17 protein-coding genes are annotated in these 24,776 nt (G+C 68.4%); 11 read left to right on the forward strand and 6 right to left on the reverse strand.

The genetic code is table 11. The features are described 5' to 3' along the window. Positions 1–50: 50 nt before the first annotated feature. The 3 genes from ACOOGH_RS04265 to ACOOGH_RS04275 all read left to right on the forward strand — a co-directional run bounded on the left by ACOOGH_RS04265 (position 51) and on the right by ACOOGH_RS04275 (position 6,153). On the forward strand, positions 51–3,122 hold the full coding sequence (locus ACOOGH_RS04265; RefSeq protein ID WP_420447736.1) for an Ig-like domain-containing protein: 3,072 nt from the start codon (positions 51–53) through the stop codon (positions 3,120–3,122). 62 nt (positions 3,123–3,184) lie between these two features. After that, positions 3,185–5,692 (forward strand): CehA/McbA family metallohydrolase, encoded by a 2,508-nt coding sequence (locus ACOOGH_RS04270; RefSeq protein WP_420447737.1) that lies wholly within the window; start codon positions 3,185–3,187, stop codon positions 5,690–5,692. Further along, entirely contained in the window at positions 5,689–6,153 is a 465-nt protein-coding gene (locus tag ACOOGH_RS04275) for an NUDIX domain-containing protein (protein WP_420447738.1), read from the forward strand. The genes ACOOGH_RS04270 and ACOOGH_RS04275 overlap by 4 nt, the downstream gene beginning before the upstream one ends. On the opposite strand, the gene ACOOGH_RS04280 is transcribed toward ACOOGH_RS04275, so the two are convergent. Continuing rightward, on the reverse strand, positions 6,150–7,601 hold the full coding sequence (locus tag ACOOGH_RS04280; RefSeq protein ID WP_420447739.1) for a sodium:solute symporter family transporter: 1,452 nt from the start codon (positions 7,599–7,601) through the stop codon (positions 6,150–6,152). The two genes, ACOOGH_RS04275 and ACOOGH_RS04280, sit on opposite strands and share 4 nt — an antisense overlap. Before the next feature lie 219 nt (positions 7,602–7,820). Between ACOOGH_RS04280 and ACOOGH_RS04285 the strand changes: the two genes are divergently transcribed. Genes ACOOGH_RS04285 through ACOOGH_RS04305 form a run of 5 tightly spaced genes read left to right on the forward strand, consistent with a single transcriptional unit; the run spans position 7,821 to position 12,796 of the window. Continuing rightward, a complete protein-coding gene (locus ACOOGH_RS04285; protein ID WP_420447740.1) occupies positions 7,821–8,288 on the forward strand; it encodes a hypothetical protein in 468 nt (155 codons plus the stop codon). A gap of 56 nt (positions 8,289–8,344) precedes the next feature. Further along, a complete protein-coding gene (locus tag ACOOGH_RS04290) occupies positions 8,345–9,640 on the forward strand; it encodes a pyridoxal phosphate-dependent decarboxylase family protein (protein WP_420447741.1) in 1,296 nt (431 codons plus the stop codon). Between the two features lie 15 nt (positions 9,641–9,655). Then, the gene (locus tag ACOOGH_RS04295) at positions 9,656–10,327 is read left to right on the forward strand and encodes a hypothetical protein (RefSeq protein WP_420447742.1); all 672 of its coding nucleotides are present in this window, start codon (positions 9,656–9,658) and stop codon (positions 10,325–10,327) included. 3 nt (positions 10,328–10,330) lie between these two features. Further along, entirely contained in the window at positions 10,331–10,969 is a 639-nt protein-coding gene (locus tag ACOOGH_RS04300) for a thymidine kinase (RefSeq protein WP_420447743.1), read from the forward strand. Beyond that, positions 10,970–12,796: a gamma-glutamyltransferase family protein gene (locus ACOOGH_RS04305; RefSeq protein ID WP_420447744.1), complete on the forward strand. Its 1,827-nt coding sequence runs from the start codon at positions 10,970–10,972 to the stop codon at positions 12,794–12,796. Positions 12,797–12,812: 16 nt separating this feature from the next. Here the strand turns inward: ACOOGH_RS04305 and ACOOGH_RS04310 are convergent, their stop codons facing one another. From ACOOGH_RS04310 to ACOOGH_RS04325, 4 genes are all read right to left on the reverse strand, one after another. Continuing rightward, positions 12,813–13,724, reverse strand: coding sequence for a Kdo hydroxylase family protein (locus ACOOGH_RS04310; protein ID WP_420447745.1), 912 nt, complete (start codon positions 13,722–13,724; stop codon positions 12,813–12,815). A gap of 31 nt (positions 13,725–13,755) precedes the next feature. After that, positions 13,756–14,202 carry a RidA family protein gene (locus ACOOGH_RS04315; RefSeq protein WP_420447746.1) on the reverse strand — a complete coding sequence of 149 codons (447 nt, stop codon included), beginning with the start codon at positions 14,200–14,202 and terminating at the stop codon, positions 13,756–13,758. A 63-nt stretch (positions 14,203–14,265) separates the two neighbouring features. Further along, entirely contained in the window at positions 14,266–16,389 is a 2,124-nt protein-coding gene (locus ACOOGH_RS04320; RefSeq protein WP_420447747.1) for a PQQ-dependent dehydrogenase, methanol/ethanol family, read from the reverse strand. A 162-nt stretch (positions 16,390–16,551) separates the two neighbouring features. Continuing rightward, positions 16,552–18,306, reverse strand: coding sequence for an N-acyl-D-amino-acid deacylase family protein (locus ACOOGH_RS04325; RefSeq protein ID WP_420447748.1), 1,755 nt, complete (start codon positions 18,304–18,306; stop codon positions 16,552–16,554). 137 nt (positions 18,307–18,443) lie between these two features. Between ACOOGH_RS04325 and ACOOGH_RS04330 the strand changes: the two genes are divergently transcribed. Both ACOOGH_RS04330 and ACOOGH_RS04335 read left to right on the forward strand, forming a co-directional pair. After that, complete coding sequence (locus tag ACOOGH_RS04330; protein WP_420447749.1) at positions 18,444–20,507, forward strand: S9 family peptidase; 2,064 nt, start codon at positions 18,444–18,446, stop codon at positions 20,505–20,507. A gap of 57 nt (positions 20,508–20,564) precedes the next feature. Continuing rightward, positions 20,565–21,863: a CaiB/BaiF CoA transferase family protein gene (locus ACOOGH_RS04335; protein ID WP_420447750.1), complete on the forward strand. Its 1,299-nt coding sequence runs from the start codon at positions 20,565–20,567 to the stop codon at positions 21,861–21,863. On the opposite strand, the gene ACOOGH_RS04340 is transcribed toward ACOOGH_RS04335, so the two are convergent. Continuing rightward, positions 21,799–23,178 (reverse strand): M24 family metallopeptidase, encoded by a 1,380-nt coding sequence (locus ACOOGH_RS04340; protein ID WP_420447751.1) that lies wholly within the window; start codon positions 23,176–23,178, stop codon positions 21,799–21,801. The two genes, ACOOGH_RS04335 and ACOOGH_RS04340, sit on opposite strands and share 65 nt — an antisense overlap. A 152-nt stretch (positions 23,179–23,330) precedes the next feature. On the opposite strand from ACOOGH_RS04340, the gene ACOOGH_RS04345 reads away from it, so the two are divergent. Beyond that, the gene (locus ACOOGH_RS04345; RefSeq protein WP_420447752.1) at positions 23,331–24,764 is read left to right on the forward strand and encodes an amidohydrolase family protein; all 1,434 of its coding nucleotides are present in this window, start codon (positions 23,331–23,333) and stop codon (positions 24,762–24,764) included. Positions 24,765–24,776 lie beyond the last annotated feature (12 nt).

The raw sequence follows: 24,776 nt of genomic DNA on the forward strand, positions 1-24,776 counted from the left end.
CAACCCGAAGAGCTCGCGAACGACTCTCCGGCCTCCCGCGCGCAAGTGCCTTGCGTTGGGCAGGGGCCTTCGCGGTCTTCCTCGCAGTCCTCTCCTGCGGCGAGGATGCGACGTCACCGCCGCCGCCTCCGCCGGCCACGCCGCAGCCGGCGCGGGTGACGCTGGAACCGGATTCGGTCGTCGTGGTCGCGGGCGATACGGTCCGCATGAGGGCGCGCGTGCTGGATGACCGCGCGCGGCCGATCTCGGACGCCCCCGTCACGTGGATGAGCGGCGATCCCTCGATTGCGACCGTCGACGCCACCGGGCTCGTGACGGGCCTCAAGGAGGGACAGGCGAGCATCACGGCGACCTCCGGGCCCGTGTCTGCGTCCGCTCCGCTCACAGTCCAGAGCCAGGATCGCTCGACGCTCCTGGACCTGCACGACGCGACTGACGGAAAAGACTGGACCGCAAGGGACGACTGGGGGGACGACGCGCCGGTCGGCGATTGGTACGGCGTCGAGGCCAACGCGGAGGGCCGGGTCGTGGCGCTTCGCCTAAGCGAGAACGGACTCACTGGCCAACTCCCGGAGAGCCTCGGAGATCTGGCGTTCCTCACGGAGCTGAGGGTGGACGGAAACGCCCTCACGGGCCCACTGCCGCTGTCTCTGTCGCGCCTCGGCCTCCGGCAACTCCACTACGGCGGTACCATGCTGTGCACGCTGAGCGACGAGGCGTTTCGCGAGTGGCTGGCCGCCATCCCGTCACGCGAAGGAGATGAGCTGGCCTGCAACGAGGAACGGCAGGACCTGGCGGTGATTTACGAGGCCATGGGCGGACCGAGGTGGCGGAACTCGGCGAACTGGCTGACGGATGCGCCGCTCGAGACCTGGTGGGGCATCCAGGTCGACGAGTCGGGGAGGGTCAGCGGCATCCATCTGTACAGCAACGGCCTGTCAGGACGGATCTCTCCGCGGATAGGAAGGTTTCCGCATCTGAGACTGCTGCGGTTCGACGGAAACCAGGTTACGGGCCCCATCCCGCCGGAGCTGGGCGACCTCACCGAACTCCGACAGCTGGAGCTGGACGGGAACGACCTCAGGGGTGCGATCCCACCGGAGCTCGGGAAGCTGGAGCACCTTGAACGGCTGTTCCTGCACGACAACCAACTCGTCGGCGCCCTCCCCCCCGAGTTCGGGAATCTCGTCGAACTTCGCCTGTTCTGGGCCCGGAACAACCTGCTCGAAGGACCAATCCCGCCCGAACTCGGAGCCCTGGTTCGGCTGGAGTGGTTGGACCTCACAGGGAATCGGTTCGAAGGGCCCCTCCCGCCGGAGCTGGGCGAGCTTGCGCGCCTGCGTTACCTGGATTTGAATCGAAACAGGCTCTCCGGCCCCCTCCCATCGCAGTTCGGCCGACTCGCGCGCCTCGAGGAACTGTCCCTGGCGGACAACATGTTCGCGGGCCCCCTGCCACCGGAGTTCGGTCGCATGGCCAGGCTCGATGGACTGTACCTGCAGAACAACCACGAACTTTCCGGCTCCATCCCCGAGACGTTGACTTCGCTCGATCTCGAGGAATTTCTCGCGGGTGGCACCGAACTGTGCGCGCCGGATGAACCTGCCTTTCAGGACTGGTTCGCATCCATCCTGAAACGACGCATCCGGCGATGCGAGGGGGAGGGGGCGGCCGAGGCCTATCTGACGCAAGCCGTGCAGTCGCGAGACTACCCCGTCCCGCTCGTAGCCGGGGAGAGTGCGCTCCTCCGCGTTTTCATCACGTCCGAACAACAGACCACCGCGACGATCCCGCCGGTCCGGGCCACGTTCTTCGTGGGAGGCGCCGAAGGGCATGTGGTGGAAATCCCCGCCGGTTCCTCCGCGATCCCGACCGAGGTGCGGGAGGGCGAACTGGAACTGTCGGCGAATGCGGAGATCCCCGGCGACGTGATTCAGCCCGGACTGGAAGTGGTCGTCGAGATCGATCCCGACGGTACGCTCGATCCGGCACTGGGCGTCGCGCGACGCATCCCGGAGACCGGACGGGCGGCGGTGGAGGTCACGGCCATGCCTCCCCTCGGACTCACCTTGATCCCGTTCATCTGGGCCGGGGACAACGACCCCGCCGCCTCGATGCTCGTCGCGGAGATCCATCCCGACCACGAGATCCTGTGGCAGACGAACAACCTGCTCCCGGTCGGCGCCGTCGAGATCACGACATACCGGCCGGTAAGGCTGGACTTCAATGACGCGTTTGCCGTTCTGAGCGAAGTCTCACGGATCCGGGCCATCGAGGGAGGCAGCGGCCACTGGAAGGGGCTGATGCCCGATCTCGAGGGAGCCGGCGGCGTCGCCTGGATCGGCGGCAAGACGAGCGTGTCGCAGCTCAACGAGTCCACCATCGCTCACGAACTCGGGCACAACTTCAACCTGCGCCACGCGGACTGCGGGAACGCCGCGGGTCCGGACCTCACCTTCCCTTGGCCCAACGCCGCGATCGGCGCCTGGGGGTACGACCCGCGCGACGGCGGGTCGCTCGTACCCCCGGACTGGGCGGACCTCATGAGCTATTGCCCCCCCGAGTGGATCAGCGATTACTACTTCACGAACTCGCTGCGCTACCGGCTGGCGGACGAGGGTTTTCCCGCCCGCGTCCCGACCGCCGCGACTCGATCGCTCCTCGTCTCCGGACAGGTCGCGGCTGACGGGACGCCCCGGCTCGATCCCGCCTTCGTCATCCATGCGCAGCCCGTCGTGCCCGCCTCCGGCGGCGACTACGAACTGCGGGGCGCGCGCGCCGACGGGAGCGAGCTGTTCTCGCTGAGGTTCGATGTGCCGGAGATCGCCGATGGCGACGGTAGCTCGGGTTTCGTCTTCGCCCTTCCGGTGGAGGAGACGTGGCCGGCGGGACTGGCGCGTCTCTCGCTCACTGGTCCGGGCGGTCGCACGGAAATGACGAGTGGGAGCGAACCTCCGATGGCGATCCTGCGGGATCCGGAGACCGGCGACGTACGCGCCATCTTTCGGCACCTGCCGGCCGGTCCGCTCGCCCTGAGCGCGGCGGCGGCACAGGCGCCCGAGCCCGGCCTCGAAATAATGATCAGCCACGGGCTCCCCGACATGGCGGCCTGGCGGCGCTGACTCCAGCTTCGTCTGCCAGGGTCTCGTCCAGGTGTGGACTTCCGCGTGAGGAGGTAGCGCGCATGCGATCGCAATCGGCTTCCCCGTTCTCGGCTTTGCCCCGCCGAGTTCCGTTTTTTCTGCCTGTCGCCGCGGCCGTGTTCGGACTCGCGCTGTCGCCCGCAAGCGGGAACGCGCAGTGGACGCACCGTTACCCGAAAGTCGCCGGGTACAACCACCACGTGTACCTCGAGGGCTACGAGCTTCCGATGCTCACGGCGGGACCCATCGATCCGGCCCCGTCGCCCGACGGCGAGCGGGTCGCGTTCGCGTCGCACGGATGGATCTGGGTCATGGATCTGTCCAGCGGGGTGGCGCGGCGGCTGACCCGGGGGGGCGGGATCGACGCTCGGCCCGCGTGGTCTCCGGACGGGCAGGTCATCGCGCTCGTACGCGACGATACGGAAGACACCGAGATCGTCTGGGTCGCCGCGACGAGCGGCGCGGAACTGGGCCGCGTCGACAGCCCCGGCCTCGAACTCGACCCCGCGTTTTCCGCTGACGGGACGAAGATCTTCTACTCGTCGGCCGAGTCGGAGGCCGGGGCGCTGGATCTGTGGGCGGTGGACATCGCGAGCGGCGTCCGGCGACCGGTGACCGACGCGCCGGGGATCGAACTCAAGCCCCAGCCGGGCGAGCGCGCCCTCGTCTACCTGTGGAAGGGCGGCGGACGCGACCGCGTGGTCGTGCGCTCGGGCGACTCGGCCGAGCCGCGGACGCTCATCGAGGGGAGCCTCGCGTCCATGGCGCGCCCTGCCCTCAGTCCTGACGGGTCGACGGTCGCCGTCAACTGGCCGACGCAGGAGGGGTGGGATCTGCGGCTTCTGAGTGTCGCCGACCCGGGGCCATCGATCCTGCTGGCCTCGGGAGGCCTGCCGCTGACGCCGGCGTGGGATCCGTCCGGCGAGTGGGTCTACTTCTCCGAGGCCGACGAGGATGAACGGTTGAATCTCAAGCGCGTGCGGGCCGCGGGTGGTTCTGTCGAAGCAGTTGAGGTGACGGCCTGGGACTGGGGTGCGGCGACGGCGAGTCTCCGGATACGGACGGTGGCCGGGCAAGGCGGCGCTCCGGTGGCTGCTCGGCTCGCGGTCGTGGGCGGCTCGGGCCATCCCCTGATTCCGGACGGACCTGCCGCGCGGTTCGACGGACAGAGCGGCCGCGTTTTCTTCTATTCGCCGGGAGTGATCGAACTCACCGTTCCTGCCGGCGAGGTCACGGTCTCGGCCGTCCAGGGGCTCGCCACGCCCGAATCCTCCGCGACGGTGCGGGTGGACGCGGCGTCCGGCGCCGCGGAGGTGGAGGTCGTGCTCTCTCCTGTCTGGGATGCCCGCGCGGGCGGCTGGAGTTCAGGGGAACATCACTTTCACCTCAACTACGGCGGCCTGTACGACCTCTCGCCCGAGGACCTGGCACCGATGATGCTCGGGGAGGCGCTCGATTTCGCCACGCCTCTGCTCGCCAACCTCCACAACCGGTTCGAGGACCAGGACCTGTGGACGTGGCGGCACTCCGGCGGCCCGCCCTTCGTCCGTTTCGGGCAGGAGGTCCGTTCCCACTTCCTCGGACATCTCGGGTTGATCGAGACCGATGACCTGTTCTGGCCCTGGGTGTGGGGACCCGGCTACCAGGTCTACGGCTCGGACGACCGCGTGAACGCCGAGCCGCTGCGCCATGCGCGGGCGCAGGGGGGCTTCCAGTACTACGTGCACCCGGTCAGTAACCGAGGTTTGGCGCGCGCGACGCCGTGGGCGGAAGCCTCGATCGCCGACCTCCGGGGCGCCGTACCGGTCGAACTCGTCGCCGACGCGGCGCTGGGGGATCTGGACGCCCTCGAGATCGTCTGCCTGTGGAGCGACGAAGTTCTTACGTCCCAGATCTGGCACCTGCTGCTGAACGCCGGCCTCCCGGTCGTCCCCTCGGCCGGAACCGACGTGATGAACAACTTCTACCGGACGATGGCCATCGGCACGTCGCGCGTGTACGCGCAAACCGGAGCCACCCAGAGCTGGTCCACCTACATGGACGCGCTCCGGAACGGACGGACGTTCGTGACGAACGGTCCGTTCCTCGACTTCAGCGTCGGCGGGACGGGTCCCGGCGGCGTCGTGGCCGCGGGGGAGGTCTCGTGGTCGCTCGGCGTCGCCACGGCGACGGAAGTGGAGCGAGTCGAGGTGTTGGTGAACGGCGAGGTGGCCTGGAGCGGGGAGAGCCTCGACGGGCCGGGTTCGCGCCGCTTCGACGGCGAGCTGAGGCTGCCGGAGGGGGGCTGGGTCGCGGCGCGCGCCGTGGGCGGCCCCGCGCGCTGGCCGATGATGGCGAACTACCCGTTCGCCCACACGGCGCCGGTATGGATCGGGGGCGTCGGCAGTTCCGACCCGGCTGCCCGCCGGGAGGCGGCCGCCGAACTCCTCGCGATTCTGGACGTGGCGCGCGCCAGGCTGGTCGTGGGCTACGGAGGGGCGGAGATCCCCAATCTCCTTGGCCGCTTCGACGCCGCGCGGGAACGGCTGGAGGCACTGGCCGCGCGATGACGCCCCGCCGTCCCGCGATTGCGCTCGTCATCGAAGAGTCCGTGGCGTCCGGGCTGCCGGGAACGGCGGGAGCGCCCCCCCGCTGGCTCCTCGTGCGCCGTCCCGCTGACGATCCCGATCTCCCCGGCGTGTGGGGCCTTCCCGCCGGCTCGCACGCCGAGGGGGAGACCGACGAGGCCCTGGTCCGGCGCATCGGACGGGAGAAGCTCGGCGTGGAGACCGCGGACCTCGGCCGCCTGCGCGAGGGTCATATCGAACGCCCGGGCTATCGGCTCGAGATGCGCCTGCACTCGGCCCGCATCGCTGCGGGCGAGCCCCGCGTGCCCCAGTCCGTCCCCGGCATCACGCAATACTGCGAATGGGGATGGAAGCCCCCGGTCGAACTCCGCGACGGAGCCGACCGGGGATCGCTGTGCTGCCGTCTCGCCCTCGACTTTGCAGGACTGCCGGGACCGAGTTAGAGCTTGATATCGAGGCGCCGTGCCGCGGCCAGCGGCGGCGCTGCGAGGCCGCAAGCGACGTAGGCGGCGAGCGAGAGCGCCATGGCGGGGAATACCTCGTGCACGGCCTCGGAGAACGGGACCCAATCCCAGCACAGCAGCACCACGAAACCGGTCACCAGCGAGGCGACCGCCCCCGCCCCCGTACCGCGCCTCCAGAGCAGGCCGAGCACCACGGCGGGGAAGAAGCAGGCCGCGTAGAGGCCGCCGGAGAATGCGGTCAGCGTCACGATGCTCCCCGGCGGGTTGAGCGCGAGCCCGGCTGTGATGATCGCGAACAGGGCGACCCAGAACCGCGTATTGGCCACCGCGCGCCCCTCGTCCGCCTGCGGCCGGAAGAGCGAGATCACGTCCCGCTCCCACGTCGAGGCCATCACGAGCAGCACGCTGTCCAGCGACGACATCGCCGCCGCGAGCATGGCCACGAGGATGAAGGCCGCCGGGAACGCCGGCAGGATCCCCGCCTCCCCGAGCAGCGTCGGCACGACGAGATCCGATTCCGCGAGGCCGCTGCCGATCACCGCGTGGGCGTAGAGCCCGATCGGGAGCAGCAAGATGTACACACCCAGGAACGCGACCGTCGACACGATCAGTCCACGCCGTACCGCCGTCGGATCGGCGAGCGCGTAGAAGCGCGAGAGCTGTCGCGGGTCGACGATGAACTTGAGCGTCCCCGCCACGATGATCCCGATGAGGACGGGGAAGGGCATGGCCGCGTCCCATCGGAAGAGTTCCGACGTGGCTGGCGCCGCGCGAATCGCGTCGATCGCGCCGAGTCCGCCGGCGCTGTTCAGCGTCCCCCAGAAGAGGAGAATGGCCGCGATCGACATCACGATTCCCTGGACCGCGTCCGTCTTCACGACGGAGATGAAGCCGCCCACCGCCGTATACAGCACGACGACGATGAAGACGAACCCGATCGCCCCCCTGTAGGGGATGTCGAGGAAGATCTCGAGCAGATTCCCGATCCCCTTGAAGACCGCGATCATGTACAGGAAGCTGGCGAAGATCACGACCACCGCCGCCAGGACGCGCGCCGCCCGGCTCTCGAAGCGGAAGCCCACATAATCTGCGAGCGTCACCGAGTCCACGGCTCCGGTGAAGGCGCGCAGGCGCGGCGCGACCCACACCCAGGCCGCGAGCGAGAAGACGACGACGGCAGGCGCGAGCAGCAGCCAGGGCGCTCCGTAGGTGTACGCCTGTCCCGAGAAACCGACGAAACTGTTCGTGCTCGAGTAGGTCGCGAAGAAGGAAAGGCCGAGGACGACCCCGCCCATCGACCGGCCCCCCACGTAGAAGTCCGCCCGCCCCTTCGTGCCGCGGCGGCCCTCGATCGCGTGCCGCACGAGCAGCGCCCCGTACACTGCGAGGAGAGCCACCGCGATCCAGTGTGTCTGCAGCCAGGCCATGCGCTTGTCGGGTCTCGGGTTCGGAGGATTGCCTCGGGTCAGGGCCCGGCGTCCGCGAACCCGGTATCTGACGGGACCCCGCCTCGCCAGACAAGCCCCGGGTCCATGCCCAGGCCGGTCCGCGCCCGGTACGTTGCCCCGCCAATCTCCTGGTACAAGGTTGGATTTCAACGACTGGTAAAGGTCGTGGCACGGGGTCGCAGCGAGAGGAGGCAGCGGATGTCGAGTCGTTTCAGGGGTTCCGACCTGGCCGCGAACATCAAGGCGGCGGTCATCGCCTGGGTCGTGGCCATGGGCGGCTCGCTGCTGCTGGCCGCTCTGCTCCTCGCGCTCTCGGCTCTCGCGTCCGGGTCCGATTCGCTCGCGTCGGTATTGATCTTCGGCGCGTTCGTCGCGTCCCTGGCTGTCCTCTTCCTCGCCGGCTTCGTCTGCTCCAGATTTGCGGCCAGCCGCCCGGCCGTGTGGATCCTGATCGTCCTCCTCCTCCTCCCCGGGCTGCTTCGGAACCAGTGGGGGAGTCCCTGGGTTCTCGTGGGTGGTGGCGGGGGGATGTCCCTGTATGGAGCGGACTTCGTGACGCGGCTGATCGGCGAGACTATGGGGGCGATCTTTACCTGGCTGGTGGGGATTCTTCCGGTACTCGCGGGAGCCGGCTACGAGGAAAGGCGCCGATTCGCGTCCCGCTAGCAGCCGCGGGCTACACTGGTACCAGGTCACACCATCGTCCCACGGAGGGTATCGAAGTGGCACAGGCAACGAGCACCCAGAGTCCCGAAGTCCGGACCCGCAAGCGCCTCCCCGAGCGGGGAATCGACTGGGAGACGCTCAAGAGCGAACTCCTCGGCCGGAAGGCGATCGACTACGACTGGAAGAACGGCCGCGTCCCGTATCTCGTCTACTACGTGGACGAGGACGTGAAGCAGGTGCAGGACGCGTCGCACGCGACCTACTCGGTCGAGAACGCCCTCTCGGGTCAGGGTTCCTTCCCCAGCGTCGGGGCCATGGAGGACGAGGTCATCCAGATGGGCCTCGACATCTTCAACGCACCCGAAGGCGCGGGCGGACAGTTCACCTCGGGCGGGACCGAGAGCATCTTCCAGGCCGTGAAGGTCGCGCGCGACATGAAGCGGGAGGCGCGCCCCGACCTGGGCCGGCTCAACATCGTCGCCGCCTACAGCCGGCATCCGTCAGTGGACAAGGCGGCCCAGATCCTCGACCTCGATATGAAGTACGTGGATTGCCGGTCCGACTGGCGTGCGGATGTGGACGCCATCCGCGAAGCGCTCGATGAGGCTTCGATCTTCATCTACGCCGGGGCACCCACGATCTACTACGGGCTCATCGACCCGATGCGGGAACTGGGAGAACTGGCCCTCGAGACGGGCGTCCGCCTGCACTCCGACGCCTGCTACGGCGGCTTCATCTCGCCCTTCGCGCGGGAACTGGGGTATCCGGTGCCCGATTTCGATCTCTCGGTGCCCGGCGTGTCGAGCCTGTCGGCCGACCTCCACAAGTTCGGGTTCGCGCAGAAGAGCGCCTCGCTCGTCCTCTTCGCCGATGGCAACGACCTCGACTACGCTCGGTACGTCGTCCGCGATCTCGCCGGCGGCACCTACGCCTCCGCCACCGCCCAGGGCTCGCGGCCGGGCGGCGCGGTGGCGTGCGCGTGGACGATGCTCCAGCACCTGGGCCGCGACGGATACCGGGAGATCGTGCGCGGGATCATGGAGACGACGCGTGCGGCCATCGAGGGGGTGAAGGCGATCGACGGCCTCTACGTGTTCGAGCCGGAGGGCGACACGAACCTCTTCCGATACGATGTCGAGCCTGGGCAACCGTTCAACATCTTCGCCGTCGCGCGGCTCATGAACGAACGCGGCTGGATGATGGGACAGCACCATGTGCCGCCCGCCATCCACCAGCCCATCACGTCCGTGCACACGCCGGTGCTCGACGAGTACCTGACCGACCTCGCGGAGTGCGTGGCCATCGCCCGTCGCGATCGCCTCCACGACACCTTCCTCGACGGCACCTACTAGCCAGGGAGGTTCCGGATGCCGGTCGGACTGCTGGCGGCGCTGGTCATCGCGTTCCTGACGCTCTTCGGGGTCGGTACCCGGTACTACGTCAACGGGGACCTCAACGCCATCCATTGTCTGTTCAGCCTGTTCTTCTCGACCAACCTGCTCATCTGCTATTGGGAGGCGTGTCTCTTTGTCCGGCGTGACTACATCGAGAAGCGCGTCGAGCACTGGCGCGAACGGCGGCGCGAGACCGGCCGCATACCCGCCGGCGAGTTCCTTGCCACCCGCGTACCGTTGGGACGGTTGCTGTCTCCGACAGTCTGGGCGGATGTGTGGGCCACGTACTCGACGGTCGATCCGGCCTACACGGATCGCCGGACCTTCGGCTTCAACGCCGACATCGCCAACGGGTTCGCTACGCCGCTCCCGACCCTGGTGCTCTATGCGGCGTACAGCGCGGGCGTTCTGCCGGCCGTCGTTGTCGGCATTGTGGGGGTCGGGCTGTTCTGGCAGTGGGTGTATGTGTCGTCGCTGTACTGGGTGAGCTTCTTCGTGGCCGGGGAGCACCGCGGCATCAGCCGGGGCGAGTTCTACACCTACGTGGGCGCCACGAACGCCGTGTGGGTGTTGTGTCCGATGTTCGGTCTGTACGTCTCCATCCGCCTGATCCTGGACGGCAACTACGGCATTCTCGGCTTCTGATCGATGCTGCACAGAGCCAGACACGGATGGATCGAAGTCGTCGCCGGCGTCATGTTCAGCGGCAAGTCCGAGGAACTGATCCGGCGCGTCCGGCGAGCCCTCATCGCCGGGCGGCGGGTTCAGCTCTTCAAATCACACCTCGACGACCGCTACGGCGGCCAGTTCCGGATCTCGTCCCACGACGGGCGGGAGATCGACGCCGAACCCGTGTCCAACTCCGTGCAGGTCGCCGAGAAGATCCGCACGGCGACGCAGGTGGTCGCCATCGACGAGGCCCAGTTCCTGGACGACGGCATCTGCGAGGTCGCCGACGCGCTGGCGGACGCCGGGATGCGGGTCATCGTGGCCGGCACGGACATGGATTTCCGCGGCGAGCCGTTCGGTCCCATGGGGCTCCTCCTGGCGCGCGCGGAACGCATCGACAAGCTGCACGCGATCTGCGTGGTGTGCGGCGACCCGGCGACGCGGAACCAGCGCCTCATCGACGGTGAACCGGCCCCCGCCGAGGGCCCGACGATCCAGGTGGGAGGCTCCGAGTCCTACGAAGCGCGCTGCCGTCGCTGCCACGACGTGCCGAAACGGGACCGGGCGCAGAGGGAATTGTTGCCGAGGCGCGGAACAGCTGAATGGAAGGGGACCTAGATGAAGACGCACACCTGGACGAGGCTCGCGCTGTTCGCGGCATCTCTCCTGCTCCTGCCGCTGGAGGCCACAGCCGGGCAGTTGTCGCACCGGCCTGCGGTGCCGGGCCCGAACGGGCTGGTTACGGCGGGCCATCCCCTGGCGTCCATGGCGGGTCTCCGCACACTGATGGCCGGGGGGAACGCCGCCGATGCCGCCGTCGCGACGCTGGCCACGCTGAATGTAGTACGGCCACAGATGTCCGGGATGGCGGGGAACGGATTCGTGACCCTGTACGACCGCGTCTCCGACCGCGTGTACTCGCTGGCGGGCACCGGCGCGGCTCCGCTGGCCCTGGATCCCGCGAGCCGCACCGCTGACGAACTGAACAAGGGGATTCACGCGGGTGTCGTCCCCGGCCTGTTCGGCGGCTGGATCGCACTCCTCGACCGTTTCGGCACCATGAGTCTCGCCCAGGTGCTGGCCCCGGCCATCGACTACGCGGAAAACGGCCATCCCATCGAAGCGTCCGTCGTGGCGTCGATCGAATCTCACCGGGAACTGTTCGAGAGCTTCCCCTCGAGCCGGCGCATGTTCCTTCCCCTGGGGCGGGTGCCCGAGCCCGGCGAGACGTTCCGGATGCCCGACTTGGCGAACACGCTCCGGAAGGTGGTCGAGGCCGAGCAGATGGCCCTGGCGGCCGGCAAGACGCGGTCGGAAGCGCTGCAGGCCGCCTTCGACCGGTTCTACCGGGGCGACATCGCCGTGGAGATGGCCCGCTTCTACCGGGAGAACGGCGGCGACTTCACCATGGAGGACTTCGCACGCTACGAGCCCATCTGGGCGGAGCCCCTCCGCACCACCTACCGGGGATACGATGTGTACACCAGCCCGCCGACGTCGCGCGGCGGGCTGGAGGTGACGATGCAGCTGAACCTCGTCGAGGGCTTCGATCTGCGCTCCCTCGGCGCCGGAAGCGCGGAGACGATCCACCTGCTGTCGGAGGCGATCAAGGTCGCGAAGGCCGACGTCTATGCCTACGCGGCCGATCCCGCCCTGGTCGACATGCCTCTCGACGAATTGCTCTCCAAGGACTACGCGGCCGCCCGCCGATCCCTCATCGACCCATCCGGGGTGATGGTGTACCCGGGGCCCGGGAATCCGGTGCGGGTCGACGAATTCCAGTCGAGCCGGTCGGGTGGGGCCGCGGCGGGAGGGGAAGTGCTTGGGCGGCGAGGCCATCTTGCCGAGGCATCGTACGCGGGGAGCACGACCAGCTTTTCCATCGCCGACCGGTTCGGAAATGTGGTGGCCGCGACGCCCACGCACGGTGGGGCCTTCGGCACGGGCGTGGTCGTTGGCAACACCGGCCTGACCTTCAACAACGGAAGCCGTATCGGCTCGACTTCTCCCTATCCCGACCACGTGAACTACGTCCGGGGCGGGCAGATTCCGATCCTCAACAACTCCCCCATCATCGTGCTCAGGGACGGCCGGTTCCATGCAGCCCTCGGAACGCCGGGCGGCGAGACGATCGGCCAGACGCAGTTCCAGGTGCTCGTGAACCTCCTCGACTTCGAGATGCCGATCCAGGAGGCCATCGCGGCGCCCCGCTTCGCCCTGAGCGGAGAGCCGAACTTCTACATGCCGGGAGCCGAGGTCCATTTCCGTCTGGAGGATCGACTGCCAGGCGACGTGGTCGGGTCGCTCGAAGGGTTGGGATACACCGTCGAGCTTGCGCCCGGATATGCCTTCGGCAGCATGCAGGGCATCACTCTCGATGCCGTCACAGGAGCGCTCATGGCGGGCGCCGATCCCCGGCGCGTCGCCTACGCCGTGGGTTGGTGAGGTCCCTGGCTTCCAGCTAGCCTCGGGCGCCCGGGCCGGACCCGGCGCGCCCGCGAAGGATGTTGATGGGGGCGAGTTCCGGGCGGCGGCAGGCGGCCAGCCGAAGGATGAACGTGTCGACTAGGGCGTGCCGGCCCGACACGCTCGCGTGGCTCACCATGTCGGTGAGCACCATCCAGGCGGAGAAGGGTGGGAAGCGAATCTCGCGCCACGTCTCGTCCCGCTCCTGGAAGGATGGCGTGTCCTTCATGTAGTTGTGGAAGCGCCGCATGCGCCGGTCGTACGGACTGGAGTCCGCCAGCACCGCCTCCCCGAGTCCCGCCTTCGCGATCCCCTTCAACAGGCGCCCGCGGAGGCGGTCACGAGCGCCCCGCTCCAGCGGGCCGCCGCCCGCGACGCCCGCCTCGGCCCCATAACGTGCGAACACGTCGGGAAACGTCCCCTTCGTGCACCACACGCGGTCCTCCTCGGGGTTCACGTTCACGAAGAAGCGCAGGATGCGATCGCCGTCCGTCGCCCCGTAGGCGCCCGCATCGAAGTGGATGAGTTCGTTACTGGCATGTGCGGAGAGGCCGCGGCCCCGCTCCTGGATCGGACGGAAGCTCGTCGTGCCCACGGTCCATCCCGCGGTGAGCCCAGGCAGGCAGTCACGCAGGAAGGCGCGAACGCTGGCGCCGTGCGCGGTGAGCGTGGCGCGAACCGCGTCCCGCAGCCCTCCGTGCCCCCTCACGCCGCGCAGACGCCCACCCTCCGGGTGAAAGCTGACGTTCTTCGCTTTCAGTTGGCGCGGAAGTTCCGCCCGCAGCCGCTCAAGGTCGCGATCCGGCGGGAGTTCCACCGGACAGGCGGGGAAGAAAACGATCTCCCCCCGCTCCAGCGCGTCGGCGAGATCGGGCCGGGGCCCGCGCCCGGGCCCCGCTTCGGTCACCAGATCCCGCTCCCGGCTCAGATGCCCCGGCTCAGTTGCGGGAGCCGATCGCCATCACCTCGAAGCGCGCCCCGAAGAGCAGCGGGCCGGAGCCGAGAAAAGCCCGCGCCGGGAAGTTCTCGGTGAAATAGGTCCGGTAGACCTTGTTGAAGACGTCGTACAGGTCGACGTCGGAGCAGAACACCTGTACCGAGACGAGGTCGTCCATCGTGATCCCCGCCTGCTCGACGGTGCTCTTGATCGCCTCCATGACGAGCCGGGCCTCTTCCTCCGCATCGTTCGGCGGACGGCCATCGACGAGACCCAGCGACCCCGACACGAAGAGCAGGTCTCCAACCCACACGGCGCCGCTGAAGGGGAGGACGCCTTCCTCGCTCGCGTGCCGTGGATTGATGTACTCACGCTGAGCCGCAAGATCGGGAGCCATGGCAGCGAACCCTCCGGTGGCAAGAAGTGAGATCCTGATGAAGCGCTTCATGCGTTGGTTCCTCTCGTTCTCAATCGTTTGAACAAAGGGCAAATGGCGGTCCGGTGTCGGCGGTCAGTCGCCGCCGCCCGCCGCCGCCTCGGCCGCGATCGCCTCGCGTGCCTGCGAGACGACGTATGCCTGGATCAGGCGCAACTGCTCGGAGTTGAGCAAGCCTTCGTAAGACGGCATCCCCTGCAGTTCCCGGCTGCCGCCCAGGACGATGTCCTCGAAATTGCGGTGCACGATGTCCGTCGCCCGCTGCAGGTTCGGCATCGCACCCTCCGAGCCGCCGCCCGTCCCGTGACAGTGCCGGCAATACTGCCGGTAGAGTTCGCCCCCGCTCGCGAGCGAGGCCGCGTCCGCGGGAAGGTCGGCGGCGACGGCGGGCACGCTCACCGGCCGCTTGCGCCGCGGCTCCGGCATTTCCCCGGTGCCGCCGAGCACGAAGGTGAAGACCCGGCCTCGCTGCTCGTAGTTGGCGGCGTCGCCGTAGGGCGCTCCGCTCCGGCCGCGCGAGCCTCCCCAGCCGGCCGCCACCGTCACATACTGGCGCCCGTCAACGAGGTAGGTCACGGGGCCGCCCAGGATACCGAGGCCGGTGGCAATCTCCCACAACTGATTGCCGTTCTCGGCATCATAGGCGACGAAGCGGCCGTCGCCGCCGCCCTGGAAGACAAGCCCGCTCGTCGTCGTCATCGTCCCGCCGTTCCAGTAACCGAGAAGGGGGACGGTCCAGCGGGCCTCCTGCGCCTTCGGGTCCCACGCAACGAGGAATCCGGCGTCGTCGCGCGCCCCGTACCGGCTCATGTGGCCGACGTTGTTCACTCTCGGCCCGAAGCTGTGGTCCTCGATCTCGAGGTTCGTGTACACCCAGTCCGGCGGCTCGCTGCGCTCGACCCACCCCTCCTGGATCGGGAGGTACATGAGCCCCGTCTCCGGGTTGAAGGACTGAGGCTGCCAGTTGTGGCCCCCGAGGGCGGCCGGCGTAATCATGGTCCACACCTCCGCGTGTACGGCTTCCGGGCGGTCCGTGGGGCGGCCCGTCTCCAGATCGAGTCCCTCGGCCCAGTTCTGGACGATGTACTCCTGTCCGGAGAGGAACTCGCCCGTCTCGGCGTCGAGGACGTAGAAGAAGCCGTTCTTCGGGGCCTGCATGATGACGCGTCGCATGCGGCCGTCGAACTCGAGGTCCGCCAGAGTCATCGGCTGGACGGCCGTGTAGTCCCAGTGATCGCCGGGCGTCGTCTGGAAGTGCCACACGTACTCGCCCGTCTGCGGGCGCAGGGCGAGAATCGAGGCGAGGAAGAGGTTGTCGCCGCCCCCGGGGCTGCGGAGGTTTCGGGACCAGGGGGAGCCGTTGCCCGTCCCGATGTAGAGGAGATCGAGGTCGGGATCGTAGATGATCGAGTCCCACGCAGTGCCGCCGCCGCCCGCGACCCACCACTCGCCGTTCCACGTCTCGGCCGCCATCTCCATGGCCTCGGATTCGAAGCCGTCCGCCGGGTTGCCGGGCACCGTGTACGTGCGCCACACGAGTTCGCCGTTGTCCGCGTCGTAGGCGGAGACGTAGCCCCGGACGCCGTATTCGGCGCCGCCGTTGCCGATGATCGCGAGGCCCTGAACGACGCGAACCGCGCCCGTGATCGTGTAGGCCTCGTTCGGGTCGATGGTGAGCGCCTCCCACACGACATCGCCGGTCTCAGCGTCGAGGGCGATGAGGCGGCCGTCGATCGTGCCCACGATCACCTTGCCCTCGTAGAGCGCCACGCCGCGGTTCACCACGCCGCAGCAGGCGAGACGCCCCCGGATGCGCGGCACGCCGGGGTCGTGGCGCCACAGACGCTCTCCGGTGCGCGTGTCGATGGCGTGCACGACGCTCCACGGCGCACTGATGTACATGACCCCGCCCACCACGAGCGGCGTCGCCTCGACCCCGCCTCGCAGCTCGATGTCGTACGTCCACGCGAGGCCGAGCTGGTCGACGTTGTCGCGCGTGATCTCCTCGAGCGTGCTGAAGCGGTCTTCCGCGTAGTTGCCGCCGTAGGTGAGCCAGTTTCCGTCGGGGCGCGCGGCCACGAGCACCGCGTCGGTCACATCGCTGGCGCTCCGCACGCTTGAAGGCTCGGGCGCCGGTGCGTCCGCGGTGCAGGCGGCGGTTGCAACGAGGAGCAGCAGAGCGTCGGGTCGCATGCGCATGGTCTCTCCCGGTCACGGAGGTGGGGTACGGCCTCAACCGAACAGTGTACGATCTAACACTTTCCGACGTCGCCAGTCACGGCCAGCACGGACAAGCTCATGAGAACGAGTGTGGCACGGCAACCGCACGGCCGGGTTCGAGACGGTGCCCGGCCCGGGCGACTAATTTGCGGAGTTCCGCTGCCGCAGGATGACTGCTCCGGGGAGTTCGTCCGTGAACTCGCCGTTGTCCACCGTGAACACCCCGTTCACCAGCACGTAGTCGACTCCCTCGCTGAACAGGTCCGGCTCGAGCACGGTGGCTCGGTCCCGGAGGCGCTCGAGGTCGAACACGACGACGTCCGCCCTGTACCCCTCGCGCAGGAAGCCTCTGTCTTCGAGGCCGATGATGCGTGCCGGCAGTCCCGTCATCGAGCGCACGGCGAAGGGCAGCGTGATCGCCTGCAGGTCCTTCACGTAGCGGGCGATCTTGCGCGTGAAGGCGCCGAAGTGACGGGGGTGCGCGCCGGGGCGCGAGGCGAACGCGGGTACACCCTCGACCCCGCTCACCGCCGCGTCCGAGGCTGTCGCCGTGTAGTCCTGGCGGTAGTAGTTGATGATGTCCGCGTCGTGAATCCCGTACCCGCGCGTCCAGGCGCCGCCGAGCACCTCCGGGTATCCCTCCAGCGCCATGTGAACGACGACCTCCTGATAGGTGACGCCCATCCGGCGGCCCAGTTCCTCCAGCGTGCGGCCCACGTACGTCGTATCGGGATAGCCGACCACGACCACGCGGTCCGGTCCCCCGTTGTGATCGACGATCCACTCGATGTCGCGGGCGATGAGGCCCTGGAGTTCCGGGTCCGCCCAGCGACGCTCGAGGTGCGTCCGGGCGTCGTCGAACATCCCCTCGCTGCTGTAGACCGGACTGTCCCTCCCGCCGCTCGTATCGACCGTGTCGTGTACGAGACTCCAGCGCGGGATCATGGGCCGCGCGCCCCCGCCGAACGTCTCGTACGGATAGACGTCGAGGTAAACCTCGAGCCCTTCCTCCCGCGCCCGGTTCACGACCAGCGTGTCCTGCCCCGAACGGCCGAAGCTGGAGCGGCCCCGCGCCTTGTGGTGGCTCGCCACGACGCGGATCCCCGTCTCGCGGGCGATGTTCACGGTCTCGGCCAGCCCCTGGTTCCCGTCCACGGGCCAGTCGTCCACCGTGCTCGGCAGTTCCCAGAGCGGCATGGCCGCCTCGCTCCGCTGGTGCGCCACGTAGAAGCCGTCGTAGGGGGCCACGGCTTCGGCGAGGGCGATCATTTCCTGGGGCGAACTGAAGCGGGCGGGGCGGTATTCGACGCCGGCCCCCAGCCCCCAGGCCCCGGACTCCATACCTTCGCGAACGAGCGCCTGCATGCGGGCGATCTCTTCCTCCGTCGCCGGACGCTCGTAATCGTCCCCCATCACTTCGGCGCGCACCGTGCTGTGTCCGACCATGGGGACGAAGTTCATCGCGTGTCCCAGCGAGCGCAGCGAGGCGGTTTCGGCGCTGAGCGGCCACGTCTGATTGCGGCCGTCCGGCCCGCCGATCACGGTCGTGAGCCCCTGGCTGTTCAGGCTCTTCGCCCGCCGCGCCTCGAGGTGCTCGGAGGTCATGGCCCGGTCGGCGTGCGAATGCAGGTCGATGAAGCCCGGCGAGACGTACATGCCGGCGGCGTCCACGACGCGCCGCGCCGTCGCGTCGCCGAGCCTCCCGATCCGCACGATCCGGTCGCCGGCGATGGCGATATCCGCTGCGAACCAGGGATTCCCGGTGCCGTCGATGACGCGCCCGTTCCGGATGAGGATGTCGTATTCCTGCCCGGAAATCCGGAAGGGGAAAGCTCCGACCGCGAGGGCGGCGCCCACGGCCAGAACAACGGCGGATCGTGCCTTGAACCGAATCATGTCGAATCACCCCGGGGGGATCGAGCAACATTGTCGGAAGACCCTGACAAGCCGGACGATAACGTGACGGTTGCCCGCGGGTCGAATCGGAGAGATATGTTTCGAGTCCTGTCCCCGTCCGACCCCGGGAGTCGAAGATGCGTGAGAAGAGCCGTTTCAGCTTGCGTCCGACGAGGTTCGCCGTTGTCCTGCTCGCCGTTTCGGGCCCGCTGGCCGCTGGTCCGCTGGTCTCCGGCCCGCTGGCCGCGCAGAGCCATTTCGAGCCGATGGACGTATTCGAACTCGAATACGCCGCGGATCCGCAGATCTCCCCCGACGGGAGTCAGGTTGTCTACGTGCGCACCTCGATGGACATCATGCGCGACGCGAAACGCTCCGAACTGTGGATCGTGAACGCGGACGGCTCCGACCACCGGCGCCTGGGCGTTGGAGGGTCCCCACGGTGGTCGCCCGACGGGACGCGCATCGCCTACACGGCGGACGGACAGATCCATGTGCGCTGGATGGACACGGGCGAGGAGGCGACGCTCACCCAGTTGATCGAGTCTCCCCGCGGGCTCCGCTGGTCGCCGGACGGACGCTACCTCGCGTTCAACAAGCTGGTTCCATACGCGGCGCCGAGCCTCGCCCCCGCACCGAAGCCGCCCGCCGGGGCGGAATGGGCGGATCCCCCCATTATGGAGGACCGCTTCAAGAACCGGCAGGACGGGGTCGGCTACCTCGACTTCGGGTACGACCACCTCTTCGTAGTCCCCGTCGAGGGGGGGACGCCCACGCAGGTGACGTCGGGCGACTTCCAGCACCAGAGCCCAGCCGCCTGGACACCGGACGGCGCCCATCTCGTCTTCTCCTCGAACCGGAATGACAACTGGGTCCACGACTACCGCAACTCTGAACTCTACATCGTCTCGATCGCCGGTGGTGACGTGCGCCAGCTCACGGATCGCCCGGGCCCCGACCGGAGTCCGGCCGTCTCTCCCGACGGGCGGCGGATCGCATTCGTGGGCTACGAGGACCGGACCCGCACCTACCAGGTGAGCCGACTCCAGGTCATGAACCTGGACGGGAGCGGGCAGCGCGTGCTTACCGGCGGCCTCGACCGCAGCGTCTCGAACCCCGTGTGGGCCTCCGACGGAAGCGGCCTCTACTTCCAGTACGACGACGAGGGGAATTCGAAGCTCGGCTTCGCACCGCTCGCCGGCGACCTCGAGGTGCTGGCGGAGGATCTGGGGGGCACGTCCTACGGGCGGCCTTACGGTGGCGGATCCTTCAGCGTCGCCAACGACGGGAGCTTCGCCCTCAACCAGACGCGTCCGGAATCTCCGGGAGAGGTCGCGGTAGGCGTGAGGGGTGGTGGCGCGGGTCGCATCACCTCGCTGAACGACGACCTGCTCGCGAACCGGCAGCTGGGCGAGGTCGAGGAGATCTGGTGGGACTCGTCCTTCGACGACCGTCCCATCCAAGGGTGGGTCGTCAAGCCGCCCGACTTTGACCCGGGTCGGCGCTATCCCCTGATTCTCGAGATCCATGGGGGGCCGGTCTCGAACTACGGCGACCGCTTCTCGGCGGAGATGCAGCTGCTGGCTGCGGCAGGGTACGTCGTCCTGTACGCGAACCCGCGCGGGAGCACGAGCTACGGCGAGGAGTTCGCGGACCTCCTCTATCACAACTATCCCGGCCAGGACTACGACGACCTCATCTCCGGCGTCGACGCCGTCATCGAGCGCGGGTACATCGACGAGGACAATCTCTTCGTCACCGGGGGGAGCGCCGGGGGGATCATGACGGCCTGGATCGTGGGCAAGACCGACCGCTTCCGGGCTGCGGTCGCCCAGAAACCCGTCGTCAACTGGATCAGCAAGACGCTCACGGCGGACAACTGGTACGGCTACTACCACAGCCGCTACGAGGGCCTCCCGTGGGAGAACCCGGAGGCGTACTGGGAGTTCTCGCCCATCTCGCTGGTGGGGAACGTGAACACGCCCACGATGATCATCACGGGGGAAGAGGATCTGCGGACACCGCTCTCGGAGTCGTACCAGATGTTCCACGCGCTCAAGCTGCGCGGGATCGACACGGCCGTGATCCGGCTGCCCGGCGCCTCGCACGACATGAGCCGCCGCCCGAGCCAGCTCATGGCCAAGATCGCGAACATCGTCGCCTGGTTCGACAAGTACCGGACGATGCCGACGACGAGTTGACCCCGCCGGCCGCCCACTGGATCGGCACTTGACCCCCCGAACCCGGGAGATCTACCCATGACCGACTCCGGTCGGCCGCTGGCGGGCGTGCGCGTCGTCGCCCTCGAGCAATACATGTCCGCCCCCTACTGCTCGCTGCTGCTCGCGGATGCGGGCGCGGAGGTCATCAAGATCGAGCGCCCGGGACTGGGAGATCCGCGCCGCTCCATCCCCCCGTTCGTCGAGAAGGACGGCGTGCGCATGGGCGTCGGGTTCATGGCGTACAACCGGAACAAGAAATCCCTCGCGCTCAACCTCAAGAGCGACGAAGGACGCGACCTCTACCGGGCCCTCGTGGCGAAGTCGGATATCGTGGTGGAGAACCTGCGGCCGGGGTCCGTCGACCGGATGGGGCTCGGCTACGAGGCGCTGTCGGAGGTGAATCCGGGGCTGATCTATGCGGCCGTGTCGGGGTTCGGGCGACTGCCGGGCAGGGAGGGGCCGTACGGCGACTGGCCGTCGTTCGATGTGGTCGCGGAGGCGATGGGCGGCGTCATGCACATGATCGGCTTTGCCGACAAGCCTCCGTCCCCCTCGATCTACGGGATGCCGGACCTCTACGCGGGGATGGCCGCGGCGCACGGTGTCACGATGGCGCTCTACCGGCGCACCGTGACGGGGAGGGGCCAGTTCGTGGACTCCGCCATGTACGACGGCGTGCTGTCGCTCAACGAGCGCATGGTCTCGCTCGCGGCGAACACCGGGGCGCGGCCCAGGCGGGGCGATCCGCCCGGCTTCTACCCGCGCGGACCGATGCCGGTGAGCGATGGATACGTCGCCTTCACGATCCCCGACGACATCATGTGGCGCCGCTTCTGCCGCATGCTGGGGCGCCCCGACCTGCTGGACGATCCCCGCCTGACGTCCCCCGACCTGCGCACCGAGCACCGCGCGCTCCTCGACGAAGTCGCGCGGCCCGTATTCGCCGAACTGACCCGCGATGAGGCGGTACGACGGCTCCAGGAGGTGGGCGTCCCCGCCGGGCCGGTGCAGACCTCCGAGGACCTGCTCGAGTGTCCGCAACTGGAGGCGCGCGGGGTGCGGGTCACGGTGGACTACGAAGGCCTGGGAGAGCTCCAGTTCGTCCGCACGCCGCTGCTGACGTCTGACGCGCCGGACGTGCCGGTGAACCCCGCGCCGACGCTGGGACGGGATACGAGACAGATCCTGGCCGAGATCCTCGAACTCTCCGCCGCGGAGGTCTCCCGCCTTGCGGCCGAGGCCGTCATCGGTACGGACCAGGGACAGACGGCTACCGGATCAGGTGCAGTTCGGTCTGACGGCGCAGCATCCAGCGGATCTCTCCGTCGAGCGTGATCTCCGCCTCTTCCTCCTGAGCCATGCGCACCGGCTGTCCGTCCCACTCGGAAACTGGGGTCGTGACCTGGAGTTCGGTGGAGAACCACATGCCGGGGATCACCGGAGGATCGCCGCGGCCGGGGACGCCCGTCTGGTAGTCCCACAGACCGATGAGGGGACCCGCGCCGTGACCGTGGTCCCCGATCGGGTGCGTGTACATCGTCCCGTTCAGTCCCTCTGCTCTCATCGTCTCCAGCACCGAGGCGAGGATCTCGTTTCCGGTGCGTCCGACTTTCGTCTCCTCGAGAAGGATGTCCTGGAGGCGGTTCGAATTCGCCAGCGCGCGCCGCAGGCCCGCGGGCGCCTCCGTCTCGCCCTCGCGGAGGACATAGGCCATGTGCTGCGTATCGGTCGCGAGTCCGAAGGCGACGAGTCCGAAGTCGCAGTGGAGCACGTCTCCGCGCTCGATGACCGGCGCCGTCACGCCGCTCATGTCGACACCGCGCCGCTGCACCGAGACCGAGGGCTGAAACCACGAGTCGAGCCCCAGGTCGTGCACCCGCTGCCGCATCCACCACACCACATCGGCGGTCGTGGTCCGGCCGGGGACGATGACGACCTCCGAGAACGCCGTACCGATGATCTCGTGGACGACCGCCTGGATCCTGCGGTAGACGGGAGTCATCGAAGGCACGCGCATGGCGAGGTATTCGATCGCGAGCAGCGGTTCACGGACCACGCGGCTCGCGAGATCCGGGCCGAGCGCCGCCTCCATCTGTTCCCACTCACCGGCCGACAGCCCGTCGGCAAAGTTGTGGTCGTGCGAGATGTTCACCGCGATCCGTCGCGGGTCGCGCTCGCGCACCATGTCGGCGAACAGGCCCCACTGATCCGCGCCCCAAAGTTCCGCCTGCCGTCCGTCCGGTGCGGTGGCTGTAGCGCGTACGGCTTCGTAGACGCCGCCCTGAGAGCTGCCCCCCAGGGCCAGACGTTCCACGCCCGCCTCCTGCCCCCGGTCGTGGAAGATGTAGATGGTCCGGCGACGGGCAGCGAAGGTGGTGGGAGAGACAAGTGCCCGGAAGACCGGATCCTCGTTGTACTCCCGCATCGTGACGACCCACATGTCCACGCCGTGCTTCCGCATGAGCATGGGCAGGTTCGTCTCGAGCCGCTCCGCCAGCCACGCCTGCTGCGTACGCGCCTGCTCCCGAAGCGTCCCGAACGGCCGCTCAGGTTGGTAGTCCCGCGCCTGCGCTCCCAGCGGAGTGAGCGAGAGCTGAGGCACTCCGCCGACGGACAGCGTTAGAGCGGCGAGCATCGCGATCGTCTTCATGTCCGGACCTCCATGGGTATCGAGCGTCGCCCCATCCTCGGCCACGGGTCGTCGCCGTTCAAGGCACGCCGGCTCTCTTCTTCCCGGAAGACCGCCCGTGTAGTCTTCGGAACTGCCTGAGGACAACCCGCGGCTACGCAGGGGAGGGACACATGATCCGTAAGCTCACGAGGCTCGGGACACTCTTGGCGCTGGCACTCGCCCTCGCCGGGGGCACAGGTCCTTCGACCGCCGCGGGACAAGCGCTCGCGGTCACCGGGGCGACGGTCATCGATCCCCTCGCCGAGTCTCCCCTCGAGGACGGTGTCGTCCTGATCGAGGACGGGCGGATCACCGCTGTCGGCGCGGCGGGGGCGGTGGTTGTTGCCGCGGGGACGCCTGTCATCGACGCGCGGGGCAAGTACGTGATTCCCGGGCTGATGGATGCGAACCTCCACCTCTACCTGAACCTCGATCTCGAGACGCTGATCAAGTACGAGGGGCGCTATCACGAGATCGTGCTCGAAGCGGCGCAGCTCACCCTCAAGAGCGGGCAGACGACCGTCTTCGACACCTGGGGGCCGCTGGATCCGCTGGCGAAGGCGCGCGACCTGATCAACGCGGGGGACGCGCCCGGGAGCCGGATCTACTTCGCCGGCAACATCATCGGCTTCGACGGGCCGCTCTCGCGGGACTTCCGCGGCGAGGCGGCGGCCCACGTGAGCAAGGCCTTCGTGAACCGCACGAACGAGGCGTGGGAACGGGGGACGGGCCGGGACCTCATGTGGATGACGCCGGATTCCGTGCGCGCGGCGATCCGCGACTACACGGGGACGGATGTCGACTTTCTGAAGTACGGGTCGAGCAGCCACGTGGAGATGTACTTCATCTCCTTCTCCGAGCGCGTGCAGCGGGTGATCGTCGAGGAGGGGCACCGGGCGGGCATGACGGTCCAGACGCACACGACTTCGGTCGAGAGCCTCGACATGGCGATCGAGGCCGGGGTCGACATCATCACGCACGGCGACATCTCCGGTCCGGTGGTCCCGATTCCGATGGAGACGATGCGGAAGCTCGTCGAGCGGGATATCGCGGTGTCAGTGCTCCCGATCACCCAGCGACGGCTCGACGCGCTGCAGGAGCACAACCCCGACGGCACGCTCACGCCCTACATGGTTGTCGGCCGCGAGAACCAGGCGCGGATGATCGAGGCGGGCGTCTCGATGCTCCTCTCCACCGATGCCGGCATCAAGCATCCGGTGCTCCTCGCGGAGTCCTCGACCATCGCCTCCGATACCGTCGATCAGCGGACGAAGCTGGGCGAGGGCCACTTCAACGCGCTGGCCGCGCTCGAGGAACTGGGGATGGCGCCGATGGAGATCCTGCGGTCGGCCACCAGCCACATCGCCCGCGCCTACGAACTGGAAGACGAGATCGGCTCGCTGCAACCGGGGATGGTGGCGGACCTCGTCATCCTCGACGCGAATCCGCTGGAGGCCGCCCGCAACTACCGATCGATCCGCGCCGTGATCAAGGACGGGCGGCGGGTCGACCTCGACGCCCTCCCCGTGGCCCCGATCATCAGCGTCCTGACACCGGAGAACTGATTCGCGCGAGTG

It is taken from the genome of Candidatus Palauibacter sp. (assembly GCF_965213655.1).
Lineage (GTDB): Bacteria > Gemmatimonadota > Gemmatimonadetes > Palauibacterales > Palauibacteraceae > Palauibacter.

Excerpts from the sequence above, each read along its gene's own strand:
- ACOOGH_RS04300 (WP_420447743.1), top strand. The coding sequence starts at position 10,331 with ATGCTGCACAGAGCCAGACACGGATGGATCGAAGTCGTCGCCGGCGTC.
- ACOOGH_RS04315 (WP_420447746.1), bottom strand. The coding sequence starts at position 14,202 with ATGAAGCGCTTCATCAGGATCTCACTTCTTGCCACCGGAGGGTTCGCT.
- ACOOGH_RS04295 (WP_420447742.1), top strand. The coding sequence starts at position 9,656 with ATGCCGGTCGGACTGCTGGCGGCGCTGGTCATCGCGTTCCTGACGCTC.
- ACOOGH_RS04275 (WP_420447738.1), top strand. The coding sequence starts at position 5,689 with ATGACGCCCCGCCGTCCCGCGATTGCGCTCGTCATCGAAGAGTCCGTG.
- ACOOGH_RS04305 (WP_420447744.1), top strand. The coding sequence starts at position 10,970 with ATGAAGACGCACACCTGGACGAGGCTCGCGCTGTTCGCGGCATCTCTC.
- ACOOGH_RS04320 (WP_420447747.1), bottom strand. The coding sequence starts at position 16,389 with ATGCGCATGCGACCCGACGCTCTGCTGCTCCTCGTTGCAACCGCCGCC.
- ACOOGH_RS04270 (WP_420447737.1), top strand. The coding sequence starts at position 3,185 with ATGCGATCGCAATCGGCTTCCCCGTTCTCGGCTTTGCCCCGCCGAGTT.
- ACOOGH_RS04335 (WP_420447750.1), top strand. The coding sequence starts at position 20,565 with ATGACCGACTCCGGTCGGCCGCTGGCGGGCGTGCGCGTCGTCGCCCTC.
- ACOOGH_RS04325 (WP_420447748.1), bottom strand. The coding sequence starts at position 18,306 with ATGATTCGGTTCAAGGCACGATCCGCCGTTGTTCTGGCCGTGGGCGCC.
- ACOOGH_RS04340 (WP_420447751.1), bottom strand. The coding sequence starts at position 23,178 with ATGAAGACGATCGCGATGCTCGCCGCTCTAACGCTGTCCGTCGGCGGA.
- ACOOGH_RS04345 (WP_420447752.1), top strand. The coding sequence starts at position 23,331 with ATGATCCGTAAGCTCACGAGGCTCGGGACACTCTTGGCGCTGGCACTC.
- ACOOGH_RS04280 (WP_420447739.1), bottom strand. The coding sequence starts at position 7,601 with ATGGCCTGGCTGCAGACACACTGGATCGCGGTGGCTCTCCTCGCAGTG.
- ACOOGH_RS04285 (WP_420447740.1), top strand. The coding sequence starts at position 7,821 with ATGTCGAGTCGTTTCAGGGGTTCCGACCTGGCCGCGAACATCAAGGCG.
- ACOOGH_RS04330 (WP_420447749.1), top strand. The coding sequence starts at position 18,444 with ATGCGTGAGAAGAGCCGTTTCAGCTTGCGTCCGACGAGGTTCGCCGTT.